Source organism: Oceanospirillum beijerinckii DSM 7166 (assembly GCF_000422425.1).
Classification (GTDB): Bacteria; Pseudomonadota; Gammaproteobacteria; order Pseudomonadales; family Halomonadaceae; genus Oceanospirillum; species Oceanospirillum beijerinckii.
Window position 1 is genome coordinate 81485 of record NZ_AULT01000006.1, and the last position, 13408, is coordinate 94892.

Sequence of the window (13408 nt, forward strand, 5' to 3'; positions counted from 1 at the left end):
CGTAAGTGTTGTTTTAATACTTACAGGTGGATTTTGACAAGCTGTAGGATTACCTTGTACATCTTAGGGTTTGCCAGCAGCAGGTTGCCATCCTGAGGCAGATTTGGGTTGCCATCAATAGAGCCTATCAGTGAGCCGCTCTCTTTTGCGAACAGAGCTGCAATCTTCATCTCTGTCTCGTCTGCGCCGAATACAACGCTGGCATCAGTGAAGCCTGCGACTGTGTTTAACAGATCCAACAGAGTACAGCCTGATGCGTGCATGCTTTCAGCAACCTGGCCAATTTGTTGGGTCAGTGCCATATAAATTGGGAAGTTACGGGCACGGTTTTCAATAGCTGGCAGTGACAAAGAGTATTTTCCTGCATCCAGCGAGCGCTGCCCACTGGCGCGCAGGCGGCGACCGTTGAGCTGAGCACCACGGCCGCGGGAAGCATAAAATTCGTCGCCCGTGATAGGATTCACGACAACAGTATGCTCCAGTTTGCCTTTAATTTCGATGCTGATAGAAACCGCATTCATGGGAAGAGAGCGGCTTAGATTGTTCCATCCATGGGCAGGATGCACGATCCAGACAATGTCTTTTCCTTCACCTTCACCGGTGATAGGGCGTTCAAAGTGGCCTTTAAAGCTATGCTCTGGATGAGCGCGATTTAACTGCTTGATAATAAAACTTTCTACAGAACGAGCTGTATCTTCCAGCAGTTGCTCAACCTTGTTATCTTCACGGGCGTGGTCTAAACGCTCGTTGATACGCTGAAAATTTTGCATAGCACTACGCGCAGTGCGCAGCGCCAATTGAACCATTGGATGCATGCGAATACCGTTAGATGAAACATTGTTAAAGAACGAGGGCGGCAGATAATAACAGAATATTTTTTGAAATCGAGTCTTTTATGGATAAGTTTTTGTAAATTTTAGCGCCGATTTTTTTGTTACCATGGTCATTGGGTTTCATAGTTAGGCAGGTATTTTTTTACAGCCTTGATATCCTTTTGTTTTTCCTTTTTTTAGTCGTTTAGGCTATCAAGGGATCTCTGTTTTGCGACTTTTTTTGTCGTTCTTGTTGCCATCGTGGTTAATACCCGCTCACACTCACCATTTAATAGGAGGCTCTGTTAAACCCTGTTTGTCATCTCTGACTCAGATATAGCTGGGATGTCCAGTGTCTGCGTCTTTTCAGATGTCCATAGCGACTAAGATGTAAGTGTCTACTGAATTAAATGCGCTCATAGGGTTTAACTGTGATGATATGCTGGACCAGATTCGAATCGTATTAGTAAATACCACCCATCCAGGTAATATTGGTGGGGCGGCCCGTGCCATGAAAAATATGGGGCTGTCGGATCTGGTTTTGGTAGAGCCCAAGCGCTTTCCTGATCCAGAGGCCAATGCCCGCAGTTCCCGTGCTGATGACATTCTGGAGCAGGCGCAGGTAGTTGCTACACTGGAGGAAGCGATTGCGGATTGTCAGCTGGTCATAGGCACCAGTGCCCGTCAGCGTCATCTGTCCTGGCCTTTGATCTCACCGCGTCAGATGTCGGCGCGGATTCAACAGGATTTACGGCAACAGCCTGATCTGAAGGTCGCTTTGGTATTTGGTCGTGAAGATCGTGGGCTCACTAATGAAGAGCTGGCCCTGTGCCACTACCATGTTCATATCCCGACCGAAGAGAGTTTTAGCTCTCTGAATGTTGCGGCCGCCGTTCAGGTGTTGGCTTATGAAGTTCGTGTTGCCTGGTTGGACAGTCAATCTGTTGCAGAGCCAGACTGGCAGCAGGAGTGGGATACTGAGTGGGCAGATGGCCAGAATGTAGAGCGTTTCTATCAACATCTGGAACAGACGTTGATCGATATCGACTTTTATAAACCTGAGCAGTCTCAACAGTTGATGCTAAAACTGCGGCGTTTATATCAGCGCGCCCGTTTGGATAAGGTAGAGCTGAATATCCTGCGCGGCATTCTGACGGCGGTACAGAAATCTGTACAAGATCCCGTTCAAAATTCAACTTTGGACTCAGCTGTGGTTTCGGATGCGGCTGCGGATAAAAAGGAATCCTAAGCTCAACGAGTCTGGTTGTTGGGTCGATAGGGTTGTCGTTCCGGGATAGGTGGTTGTTTGTCGACTGTTTATCCATTAAGCGCAAAAATTAAAATGCAAGTAAGCACTTATTTCGTTGCGAAGTTCGATTCTTACTTATCTGATGAATTAGTTTTTATTGCTATACTTGACCAAAATGCTTGGTGTTTGCATAATGCCATGTAAGTTAAGCCATTATTACAAGCAATAGAATTATACTGGGGATATCACCATGAGGCTGACAACCAAGGGTCGTTATGCAGTGACCGCAATGCTGGATCTGGCCTTGCACGCTACCGAGGGGCCGGTGAGCCTGGCGGATATTTCTAAGCGGCAAGAGATTTCTTTGTCCTATCTGGAGCAGCTGTTTGCCAAACTGCGTCGTAATGAGTTAGTTAGCAGTGTGCGTGGCCCGGGTGGTGGTTATCAGCTGAGCCGCGACAGTCATGATATTTTTGTGGCTCAGGTAATTGATGCGGTCAATGAATCAGTTGACGCGACCCGTTGTAGTGGCTTGGGCGACTGTAAAGATGGTAAAGAGTGCCTGACCCATCATCTCTGGTGTCAGCTGAGTGACAAGATTCATGATTTTCTTAGTGGTATCAGTTTAGGTGAGTTGGTGCTGCAACATGAGCAGGCTGCTCGTGAGGCTTGTGGCTTGAATAAGGACTCGAGGGATAAAATTCAAGTTGCGCTGATGTAAGCTTTTTTGAGCGTGCCGTGTATTTAAAGCCAGGCCAGCCCTGGCTTTATTGTCTATTAAGTACGTAATTGTCTATTAAGCACGTAATAACCTTGCTTTAGTTATTGATTGGGCGCTCAGTGGCACTGGTTTTAGTCGGTAGATTCGGTATGCTTCACCTCATTTTTCTTATATAGCGCTTTGTCTCTAGGTCCTTGTTGATAACTTGGTTTTTCGGATTGTTCAAGTCGGTCGGATTGATTGAGTAGAGGGATGCAGATTGGAGCGAGCGGGTCCTGACGGTATCAGGATGATTGAATTTTTGCTGTATTGAATTTGGTGAAATAGCCCTATGCAAACGGTTTATCTCGATTACGCAGCAACCACCCCTGTTGATCCGGCGGTTGCTAAAAAGATGATGGAGTACCTGACTCCGGACGGTTGTTTTGCTAATCCGGCATCCCGCGCCCATATGCTGGGCTGGTTTGCGGAGCAGGCGGTGGAGAATGGTCGTCTGCAGATTGCTAAGGTATTGAACTGTGACGCCCGTGAACTCGTGTGGACCTCAGGCGCAACGGAGTCAAATAACCTGGCACTGAAAGGCGTAGCGGAAACCCGCCGCAGTCGTGGTAATCATATTATTACCTCAGCGGTTGAACATAAGGCTGTGCTGGATACCTGTGGTTGGTTAGAGCGGCAGGGCTTTGAGGTGACCTATCTGCAGCCGAATGCGCAAGGTGTGATTGAGCCGGAGCAGGTGGCAGAGGCGATTACCGAGCAAACTATTCTGGCGTCTTTTATGTTCGTTAATAACGAACTGGGCAGCATCAATAATATTGCTGCTATTGGCGAGCTGCTGCGTAGTAAAGATATCGTTTTTCATGTGGATGCGGCTCAGGCTGGCGGCAAGCTGACGATTGATCTAAAAACACTGCCAGTGGATCTGATGTCGTTCAGTGGCCATAAGATCTATGGGCCTAAAGGCATTGGTGTGCTGTATGTGCGTCGTGATCCTGATCTGAAGGTAGCAGCCCAGATACATGGTGGTGGTCATGAGCGGGGTATGCGTTCCGGTACTCTGCCGACGCATCAGATTGTGGGTATGGCAGAAGCCTTTGTATTGGCTGATGAGCGTCGTGAGCAGGATTTGGAGCATTTGCAGGCGCTGAGAACGCAACTTTGGCAGGGTATTTCTGTCTTAGGTGATATCAGCGTTAATGGTGATTTCGAGTCGGGTTTTCCTGGAATTATTAACGTCTGTTTTGGTGGTATCGGTGGCCAGGGCGAGTCCCTGCTGATGGCCATTAAAGAGGTGGCGGTATCCACGGGTTCAGCCTGTAACTCAGCCAATGTGGACCCCTCTTATGTATTAAGTGGTATCGGTTTAAACAGGGAGCAAGCATTAAGCTCTCTGCGTATGAGTATGGGGCGTTTTACTACCACAGAAGAGATTGAACAGGCAGTGAACACCATTGTCACTGCAGTGACTGCACTGCGTAGCTGAGTTATTTTTGATCATTAGCTGGCGGTGTGTATTAACGATTAAGTTGATTTCGAGTGCTTCGTTGCTTGGAGCGAGAGATTTAAGGAGTCTGCTATGGCAGTAACAATTACAGAACCCGCTGCGGCTCATATTCAAAAGTGTCTGCAGGAACGGGGCAGTGGCGAAGGTTTACGGGTGAAGGTCAAGCCGAGTGGTTGTTCAGGTTACTCTTACGTGCTGGATTTTGCTGATGAGATTGCCAGTGGTGATCACGTCTTTCAGCAGCACGATGTTAAGGTCATTATCGATCCTGAAGCCCTGGATATTCTGGACGGCAGCGAAGTGGACTTTGTCACTCAGGGTCTGAACAGCTTTTTCCGTTTTAATAACCCGAATGTGAAAGACGAGTGTGGTTGCGGTGAGAGCTTTAACGTCTAGACCCGTCTTGTGCAAAGGGTTGCCTGTGCTGGTGACTAAACGCTTCTTCTCAAGCCTTTCCCGGTTGAGTTTGGCGTAAAAAAGGCAGTCATGAGCCAGGTTTGTACATAGGCGTGCTTTTTTAGCGTTTTTTTTACACTCTGACGGGCACTATCCATACCAATTTGCTATTAATCTGCGTATACTGCGCGGGTTTTTACTTTTATCTTTTTAATTCACTGATTTTAGACGCTGGAGATGTTTCCAATGGCTGTAGAACGCACTCTTTCCATCATTAAGCCTGATGCTGTTGCTAAAAAATGTTGTTGGTCAGATCATTGCTCGTTTCGAGAATGCTGGTCTGCAAGTTGTTGCTGCTAAGATGGTTCACCTGTCTCAAGAGCAGGCTGAAGGTTTCTATGCTGAGCACAAAGAGCGTCCTTTCTTTGGTGATCTGGTGGCTTTCATGACTTCTGGCCCAGTTGTTGTTCAGGTTCTGGAAGGTGAAAACGCAATCACTCAAAACCGTGATCTGATGGGTGCAACTAACCCGCAAGAAGCTGCTGAAGGCACTATCCGTCGTGACTTCGCTGAGTCTATTGATGCGAATGCGGTACACGGTTCTGATTCTCCTGCTTCTGCAGAGCGCGAAGTGGCTTACTTCTTCAACGCTGAAGAGATCTGCCCACGCGGCTAATATCTGATTTGTCCCTGATGCCTTCCCGGCAGTTTTGAACGCTTTTTGCGTTTGATTCAGGGACTTATCCGCTGGTTTTATACCAGAACACTGGCAGCCACTTTATTGTGGCTGCTTGTGGTTCCGGCAAATGCCTTTCCTGCAATTTTTTCAGGTTGCCACTTTTTAACCTTCAGCTTGTCTTTTAATGACTCAGCCCCTTCATAATATGGGCCTTTCACGAGCTTAAAACACAACCTGGGCACCGGTGAGAACTATGAGCACTCAGACTAAAACCAATTTACTCGGTTTAACCAAATCGCAGATGGAAGCGTTTTTTGATTCCATTGGTGAGAAGCGTTTTCGCGCGACTCAGCTGATGAAGTGGATTCATCATTATGGCGTGGATGACTTCGATGAAATGTCTAACCTGAGTAAGGTATTGCGTGCCAAGCTGAAAGAGATTGCAGAGGTTCGTGGCCCGGAAGTGGTCTATAAGGACTTTTCTGAAGATGGCACTCGTAAATGGGTGTTGAAGGTAGAGGGTGGCAGTTGTATCGAAACCGTTTTGATTCCGATGGATGATAAGCGTCGTACACTGTGTGTGTCTTCACAGGTGGGTTGTTCACTGGATTGTAGCTTCTGCTCCACCGGTAAACAGGGGTTCCAGCGTAACCTGACTCCGGCTGAGATTATTGGCCAGGTATGGGTGGCGCAGCGTTCCTATGGTCCGCGTACTGACTCTGCCAATCGCCCCGTGACCAACGTGGTGATGATGGGTATGGGTGAGCCGCTGATGAACTTCGAGCCGGTGATGGACTCCATGGAACTGATGTTGGACGACTGGGGTTATGGTCTGTCCAAGCGCCGTGTCACCCTGAGTACCTCCGGTGTAGTTCCGGCCATTGAGAAGATGATCGGCCGTACCGATGTGGCATTGGCAATCTCACTGCACGCGCCCAACGATGAGCTGCGCAATGAGCTTGTGCCTATCAATCGTAAGTACCCGATTAAGCAGCTGTTGGACGTCTGCAACCGTTATTTGGATACACTGGGTGACAACCGTTCTATTACCATTGAGTACACCTTGATTGCAGGGATTAACGATCAGCCGGAGCATGTGCGTCAGTTAATCAAGCTGTTACGGGGCTTTGACTGTAAAATTAACCTGATTCCATTTAATCCTTTCCCAAATAATGACTATCGCCGACCGAGTCGTAACGCTATCATGCGCTTCCAGAATGCGTTAATTGATGCCAATTATGTGGTGACGGTGCGCAGCACTCGTGGTGACGATATTGATGCGGCGTGTGGCCAGTTAGTTGGACAGGTGATGGATAAAACCCGTCGTAGCGCCAAGTATGCTGACCAGGGCGAGATGGGGAATGCTCAGATTATTGATGCGGTGCAGATTCACGATACGCCGAACAGCGGGTCTACTCCAGCCTAGTCGTTTTGCATACGGTGTCATATACGGACTGAAGCCCTGTGTCATTTGAGTGCCAGGGCGATATCATTTGGTAAGCTCAGCGTTCAGGAAACTTTTATTAACGCTTTGGGTCTACTGGATGCAAGAGAAAACGGATATTTCGACTTGGTATAAACGTTTAGTATAAACGTCTGGAGCGTAAGCAAAATGAGGCAGGGGTTTAAAGTCGTAGGCGTTGCATCAATTTTGCTGATTGCTGCCTGTGTGGCTCAGCCAGAAGCACCTGTCCGTAGTCAAGCTGACATCCAGAGTAGTGTTACCGCTTATACCGAGCTCGGTTTTGCTTATCTTGAACAGCAAAACCTGGAGCGAGCTAAACGGGCGTTTATCAAGGCTCTCGCGTTGGATGGCCGGGCTCCTGATTCGTTACACGGTATGGCTTTGGTCTATCAATCCGAGGGTGAAACAGCCTTGGCTGAAGACAACTTCCGCCAAGCATTATCTGGTGATAAGCCATTTTCGGTCGCTCGCAACAATTTTGCAGCTTTTTTATACGCAAACGGACGTTATGATGAGGCCTGTCAACAGTTAAAGATAACTATATCTGATACCTTATACTTCAACCGTCAGTTAGCGTTTGAAAATCTGGGCTTGTGTGAACGACAGCGTGCCCAATGGCAGGAGTCAGAACAGGCGTTTCGCCGGGCTCTGGATCTTAATGAGCATTCAGCGCGGGCGTTATTGGAGATGGCTGAGGTAAAAGAGATACAAAACAAGCCATTAGAGGCTTGGGTTTACCTGCAGAAACATTTCAAAGTTGCCAAAACGACTGAACGGAGTTTAATGTTAGGCATTAACTTAGCCGAGATTCTGGGCAAACAGGCAGAGTTTAAGCGTCTGTCTGCTGAGCTGGCCCGGTTGAAACAATAAAAGAATAAATCTCAAGGATTTTTCCGATCATGACCGAGACAATAAGCCAACAGGATGAACTGCAGCAAGATACCCCAACCCAGATGATGCCAGGGGATTTGCTGAAGGAAGGGCGTGAACGAAAAAGCATGTCGACAGATGAAGTGGCTAAGCAATTAAATTTGAAGCACAATTTTGTCGTCCAGATTGAAGCCAACGATTTTGCTCAACTGCCTGGTGCCACTTTTATCCGTGGCTATCTGAGAGCTTATTCCAAGTTGGTCGGTATTGATGCAGAGCCTGTGGTTGAAGCGTATAACAAGATCTGTACTGAAGAAAAAAAACCGGAAAGTCGCTATAAGCCTGTTGAAACCATCAAACCTCAGCGTAGCTTCTCTGACCCACTGATTAAATACACCACTCTCATTGTGATTGCGGCTATTGTTGGCTTATCTATTCTGTGGTGGCAGAGTCGTAATGGTATTGACCCGATTAATGTGTCATTAAGTGATACTGTCACCGTAGAAACATCCGAGGGAGAAACGGTTATCTCCCAAATGGATCTAGCTGGTGCAGATGATTCTGTTGTAGACGAAATTGTTGTGGAAGAGAGCACCGACTCAGAAGCTGAAGGTAGTACGGTTACAGATGGAAGCGGCGAAGATGATACGTCTATTACAGATGAAGACGGTGCAGAAAGTGATGCTGCAGTTGAAGCCTCTGATGATACTGTGGAAGTAGTTTCAGAAAGCGGTGGTAATACCTCTGACGAAGCGAATACTACTCCTGAAACAAATACCACCCCTGAAACAAATACCGCCCTGGAAACCAATACTGCTACAGCCAATGCTGAAGAAGATACTGAGCAATTGAATGCTGCCGAGGCCACAAATCCTGCTCCAGTCTTGGATCCTGTGCCGGCTGGCTTAGTGCGCTATGTGATTAACTACTCGGCTGAGTGTTGGGTTGAGATCAGTGACGCCCGTGGTATTCGTGTAGTGAACAATTTGAAAAAACCGGGTGAGCAATCTGTTGTCACAGGTCTGCCGCCATTTAAAGTTATGATCGGTAATGCCACTGGGGCAGAGGTTATTTATCTGGGAGAAGTGGTTGATCTGAAGCCTCATACTAACCGCAATAACATTGCCCGTATGTCACTGGGTAAAGCAGAAGATGTTGATAACCAGTAAGCCTCAGGCTTGACTGGTTAACCACGAGATTAAGTAATAACGCTGAGAGACAGTTCTGTGCACTTCGAATCTCCAATTAAACGTCGTAAATCCCGCCAGATTATGGTGGGAGACGTACCCGTAGGTGGTGATGCACCTATTTCTGTGCAAAGTATGACCAATACTAACACCTGTGATGTGGATGCCACGGTTGCTCAGATACGAGCTATTCAGGATGCTGGTGCGGATATTGTTCGGGTTTCTGTGCCTTCCATGGATGCTGCAGAAGCTTTTGGTAAAATCCGTCAGCAAGTGAATATTCCTCTTGTTGCAGATATTCACTTCGATTACCGCATTGCGCTACGAGTGGCAGAGCTGGGTGTAGATTGTCTACGTATTAACCCTGGCAATATTGGCAGTGACGACAGGGTACGCAGTGTGGTTGATGCTGCCCGGGATAAGAATATTCCGATTCGTATTGGTGTTAACGCGGGCTCTCTGGAGAAGGAACTGCAGAAAAAATACGGTGAGCCAACGCCGGATGCCCTGGTGGAATCGGCCATGCGCCATATCGATATTCTGGATCGCTTGAACTTTCAGGAGTTTAAGTTAAGCCTGAAAGCTTCAGATGTCTTTATGACTGTTGCTGCATATCGTAAAATTGCCGACCAGATTGAGCAGCCCCTGCATTTAGGTATTACCGAAGCCGGAGGTTTACGTTCCGGTACGGTGAAATCTTCCGTTGGTTTGGGCATGCTGCTGATGGATGGTATCGGCGATACCATTCGTGTTTCTTTGGCGGCCGATCCGGTTGAAGAGATTAAAGTGGGCTTTGATATACTGAAAAGCCTGAAGCTACGCAGTAACGGTATCAACTTTATCGCCTGTCCAAGCTGCTCACGCCAGAACTTTGATGTGATTGGCGTGATGAATGAGCTGGAGCAACGGCTGGAAGATGTACGTACACCACTGGATGTGGCTGTCATTGGCTGTGTCGTCAATGGTCCGGGTGAAGCCAAAGAGGTGTCTCTGGGGCTGACCGGTGGCTCACCTAATCTGGTATATATCGATGGTACACCGGCCCAGAAATTGGGTAATGAAAATCTGGCAGCGGAATTGGAAACTCTGATTCGCGAGCAGGCCAGAAAGAAAGAAGCAGCAGATGAGCAGCTCATCGTAAAAAGTGTTTAAACACTTTTTCATCTAGTTAAGTAAACGAGCAGTGTACACACTGCTCGTTTTTTATCGGCTTATTTTATTGCCTGGGTTTCCAGTGAAATTGAGCTGTCATCAACAAGACAGTCGTGATAAATAAGCGATTTAAAGTACAGATAAAACATAAGATTACGGGAAGACGATTTTGGCTAAGAAAATCCAGGCCATTCGCGGCATGAACGATATCCTGCCGGAACAAAGCGCCACCTGGCAGTATCTGGAAGGTACAGTGGCAAACCTGCTAAAGCGTTACTGCTATCAGGAGATTCGTACACCGATTGTTGAGCAGACCGCTCTGTTTAAACGTTCTATCGGTGAAGTGACCGATATCGTAGAAAAAGAGATGTACACCTTTGAGGACCGTAATGGTGACAGCCTGACCCTGCGTCCTGAAGGTACCGCCAGCTGTGTGCGTGCCTGTGAAGAACATGGCTTGCTGTACAATCAGATTCAGCGTCTGTGGTACTTCGGTCCTATGTTCCGCCATGAGCGTCCTCAGAAAGGTCGTTATCGTCAGTTTCACCAGATTGGTGTGGAAACTTTCGGTATGACAGGCCCGGATGTAGATGCTGAGCTGATTATGCTGAGCGCCCGTCTGTGGAAAGAGCTGGGTATCTATGATGCAGTGACACTGGAGCTGAACTCTCTGGGTTCTTCCGAAGCCCGTGCAGAGTATAAAGAAGCTTTGGTGGCTTTCCTGTCTGAGCGTAAGGATCAGCTGGATGAGGATAGCCAACGCCGCCTGGATACCAACCCGATGCGTATCCTGGACAGTAAGGATCCTGATACTCAGGCACTTTTAGATGGTGCTCCGGTATTTGATGACTACATCGATCAGGAGTCCAAAGATCACTTCGAGCAACTGTGTGCCATGTTGGATGCCGCCGGTATCGACTACACGCTGAATCCTCGTCTGGTACGCGGCCTGGATTATTACTGCAAAACCGTATTTGAATGGACCACCACGGAACTGGGTGCTCAGGGCACTGTCTGTGCAGGTGGCCGTTATGATGGCCTGGTGGAGCAGCTGGGTGGTCGTGCGACTCCGGCAGTGGGTTTCGCCATGGGTATCGAGCGTCTGATTCTGATGCTGGAAACTCTGAATGTGATTCCTGAGTCTGTGACGAATCAACCGCAGATCTTTATTGCTGCTGTAGGTGAAGGCATGGCTCAACATGGTTTGCTGCTGGGTGAGCTACTGCGTGAGCAGACTCAGTTCCGTACCCAGATGCACTGTGGTGGTGGCAGCTTTAAGAATCAGATCAAAAAAGCCGATAAGTCCGGTGCCTCTGTAGCGCTGATTATTGGTGAGACAGAAGCGGCCAATAATGAAGTGGCAGTGAAGTTCATGCGTGAAAATCGGGAGCAGGTCACTGTTGCTCAGGCTGACCTGGTGGCATTTTTGCAGCAAAACCTGAGCGCTTAAAACTGCCCTAAAGGGTAAAGTACAGGGCATCATAGAGGATGTCAGTGGTGATGTCTGACAGGGAGTCCGGCATATCCGTTAACAGACAGGAGAAAATTCTGTGTCCGAGTTACGAACAGATGAAGAACAGGTTGAGCTGCTGAAAAAGTGGTGGGCCGAGAATGGTAAAGGGCTGGTAGCTGCGGTGGTATTGGCTATTGCCGCTGTGGGTGGCTGGAATTGGTGGCAGTCTCAGGAGCAGGCAAAAGGTGAGGCAGCCTCTGTGCTTTATCAACAGCTGGTTGATCTGATCAATCAGCCGCAGCTGAGCGATGAACAGAGTGCAACTGCTCAGCATCTGGCAGGTCAACTGCAGTCTGATTTCCCTGAAACCCTGTATGCGAATTATGGCGCTCTATTTGAGGCTAAGCTACAGATGAACGCCGGTGAGTTGGACCGTGCTCTAAGCACTTTAAAAGCGGTGCAAACGGCGGCTGTTAATGAGTCTGTATCTGAAGTGGCTGCTCTGCGCCAGGCCCAGATCCTGTGGCAGCAAGGTAATACTCAGCAGGCGCTGGATCTGGCAAACACGATTAAAGCTAAGGTCTATGGTGGCGATCTGGAAGAGCTGAAAGGTGATCTTTTGGTTGAGCTGGACAAAAAACAGCAAGCGAAAGACGCTTATTTAAAAGCTAAAGCGATCTTTGCTACTGCTGGTGTGAGTCGACCTGCGCTGGACATGAAAATCGCTGATCTGGGTGGAGCATAAGCATGAAGCCCTGGTTCGGCCTGTTGTGTGCGATGACTCTGGTAGGTTGTGGTGGTTTGCCAGAGCCTAAATATCCACCTAAACCGCTGCAGAAAATTGAGCAGCAGGTTGAGCTGGATATCAGGTGGGAAGATTATTCTGGTAAGGGAGCAGGGGAGTTAGGTTATCAGCAGGTCCCTGTGATTGCAGATGGCAATCTTTACGGGATCGATCGTGAAGGTAACCTGAGTGCCTGGCAGAAAGAAAGCGGTGAGGTACTATGGGAGGCAGAGCTTGAGGAAAATATCAGCTCTGGTCTGGCTTTCCATGATAATCAGCTGTTTGTCGGTACCCAGAATGGTGAGCTGGTTTCCCTGTCCGCTCAGGGTGGAGAGCGTCTGTGGCGTACCCGCTTGAGTACCCAGGTACTGTCTATACCTCAGGTGAACGATCAGTTTAAACAGTTGATCGTACAAACTGCGGATGGCCGCATCTATGCATTAGATTTGGCTACGGGGCGGGTAAAATGGAGCTTCAGCAGTCCTGAGCCACTGCTAACGCTGCATGGTACTTCGACTCCTCGTGTGATTCCCGGTGTAACCTTTGCGGGTTTTGCCAATGGTCGTTTGGTGGCATTGGATAATCGTAATGGTCAGATGCTGTGGGATACCCGTGTAGCTGTCTCTTCCGGCCGAACCGATATTGAGCGTTTGGTGGATATTGATGCTCAGCCGTTTATCAGCTCCCTGGGTCTGCTGGTGAGTACCAGTTATCAGGGACGAGTGATGGCAATGGATCCCCGCAGTGGTCGTGCCTTATGGGAACGCAAGGATTCCAGCTTTTATCCGGTAGTGGAAGCAAAAGATAAACTGCTCTACGTTGATGAAGGAAGCCGTGTGATAGCGGTGGATCATCGCTCAGGCAGCGTACTGTGGAACCAGGACGCTTTGGAAGGTCGACGCCTGACCGCACCTGTGGTCTGGTTAGGCATGATTGCAGTTGCGGATTATGAAGGCTATGTGCACCTGATCTCCGCTGACGACGGCCAGATTATAGGTCGTATTCAGGTGGATACTACAGGTGTTGAGCAACAGCTGCTGGTTTCTGCTGGCACCTTGTATGTGACAGCTGTCAGCGGCCGTATTGCAGCCATTCAGCAAGAGATGGAATAGCAGCTTTCCAATGTCGTGTGCCAT

At 48.4% G+C, this 13408-nt stretch carries 12 protein-coding genes and 1 pseudogene; 12 read left to right on the top strand and 1 reads right to left on the bottom strand.

Features of this window, described 5'->3' with window-relative positions:
- Window positions 1-20 precede the first annotated feature (20 nt).
- The gene (locus H579_RS0101125; RefSeq protein ID WP_028299127.1) at window positions 21-815 is read right to left on the bottom strand and encodes an inositol monophosphatase family protein; all 795 of its coding nucleotides are present in this window, start codon (window positions 813-815) and stop codon (window positions 21-23) included.
- A gap of 436 nt (window positions 816-1251) precedes the next feature.
- Here H579_RS0101125 and trmJ point away from each other — a divergent pair, with 436 nt between their 5' ends.
- From trmJ to bamB, 12 genes and pseudogenes are all read left to right on the top strand, one after another.
- Window positions 1252-2061: a tRNA (cytosine(32)/uridine(32)-2'-O)-methyltransferase TrmJ gene (gene trmJ, locus H579_RS23780; RefSeq protein ID WP_051227199.1), complete on the top strand. Its 810-nt coding sequence runs from the start codon at window positions 1252-1254 to the stop codon at window positions 2059-2061.
- A 250-nt stretch (window positions 2062-2311) separates the two neighbouring features.
- Window positions 2312-2782 (top strand): Fe-S cluster assembly transcriptional regulator IscR, encoded by a 471-nt coding sequence (iscR, locus tag H579_RS23785; protein WP_036564997.1) that lies wholly within the window; start codon window positions 2312-2314, stop codon window positions 2780-2782.
- A gap of 331 nt (window positions 2783-3113) precedes the next feature.
- Window positions 3114-4265, top strand: coding sequence for an aminotransferase class V-fold PLP-dependent enzyme (locus H579_RS0101145; protein WP_028299128.1), 1152 nt, complete (start codon window positions 3114-3116; stop codon window positions 4263-4265).
- A 93-nt stretch (window positions 4266-4358) separates the two neighbouring features.
- Window positions 4359-4682 carry a HesB/IscA family protein gene (locus H579_RS0101150; protein WP_028299129.1) on the top strand — a complete coding sequence of 108 codons (324 nt, stop codon included), beginning with the start codon at window positions 4359-4361 and terminating at the stop codon, window positions 4680-4682.
- Window positions 4683-4928: 246 nt separating this feature from the next.
- Window positions 4929-5358 (top strand): annotated as a pseudogene (gene ndk / locus H579_RS23790) (nucleoside-diphosphate kinase).
- Window positions 5359-5614: 256 nt separating this feature from the next.
- Window positions 5615-6787 (top strand): dual-specificity RNA methyltransferase RlmN, encoded by a 1173-nt coding sequence (rlmN, locus tag H579_RS23795; protein WP_051227200.1) that lies wholly within the window; start codon window positions 5615-5617, stop codon window positions 6785-6787.
- Between the two features lie 186 nt (window positions 6788-6973).
- Window positions 6974-7696 carry a type IV pilus biogenesis/stability protein PilW gene (gene pilW, locus H579_RS0101170; RefSeq protein ID WP_028299130.1) on the top strand — a complete coding sequence of 241 codons (723 nt, stop codon included), beginning with the start codon at window positions 6974-6976 and terminating at the stop codon, window positions 7694-7696.
- Window positions 7697-7725: 29 nt separating this feature from the next.
- Entirely contained in the window at window positions 7726-8865 is a 1140-nt protein-coding gene (locus H579_RS0101175; protein WP_028299131.1) for a RodZ domain-containing protein, read from the top strand.
- 57 nt (window positions 8866-8922) lie between these two features.
- Window positions 8923-10035 carry a flavodoxin-dependent (E)-4-hydroxy-3-methylbut-2-enyl-diphosphate synthase gene (ispG, locus tag H579_RS0101180; protein ID WP_028299132.1) on the top strand — a complete coding sequence of 371 codons (1113 nt, stop codon included), beginning with the start codon at window positions 8923-8925 and terminating at the stop codon, window positions 10033-10035.
- A 169-nt stretch (window positions 10036-10204) separates the two neighbouring features.
- Entirely contained in the window at window positions 10205-11485 is a 1281-nt protein-coding gene (gene hisS, locus H579_RS0101185) for a histidine--tRNA ligase (RefSeq protein WP_028299133.1), read from the top strand.
- A gap of 100 nt (window positions 11486-11585) precedes the next feature.
- Entirely contained in the window at window positions 11586-12233 is a 648-nt protein-coding gene (locus H579_RS0101190) for a YfgM family protein (RefSeq protein ID WP_028299134.1), read from the top strand.
- A 2-nt stretch (window positions 12234-12235) separates the two neighbouring features.
- Window positions 12236-13384 carry an outer membrane protein assembly factor BamB gene (bamB, locus tag H579_RS0101195; protein WP_036564999.1) on the top strand — a complete coding sequence of 383 codons (1149 nt, stop codon included), beginning with the start codon at window positions 12236-12238 and terminating at the stop codon, window positions 13382-13384.
- Window positions 13385-13408: the final 24 nt, after the last annotated feature.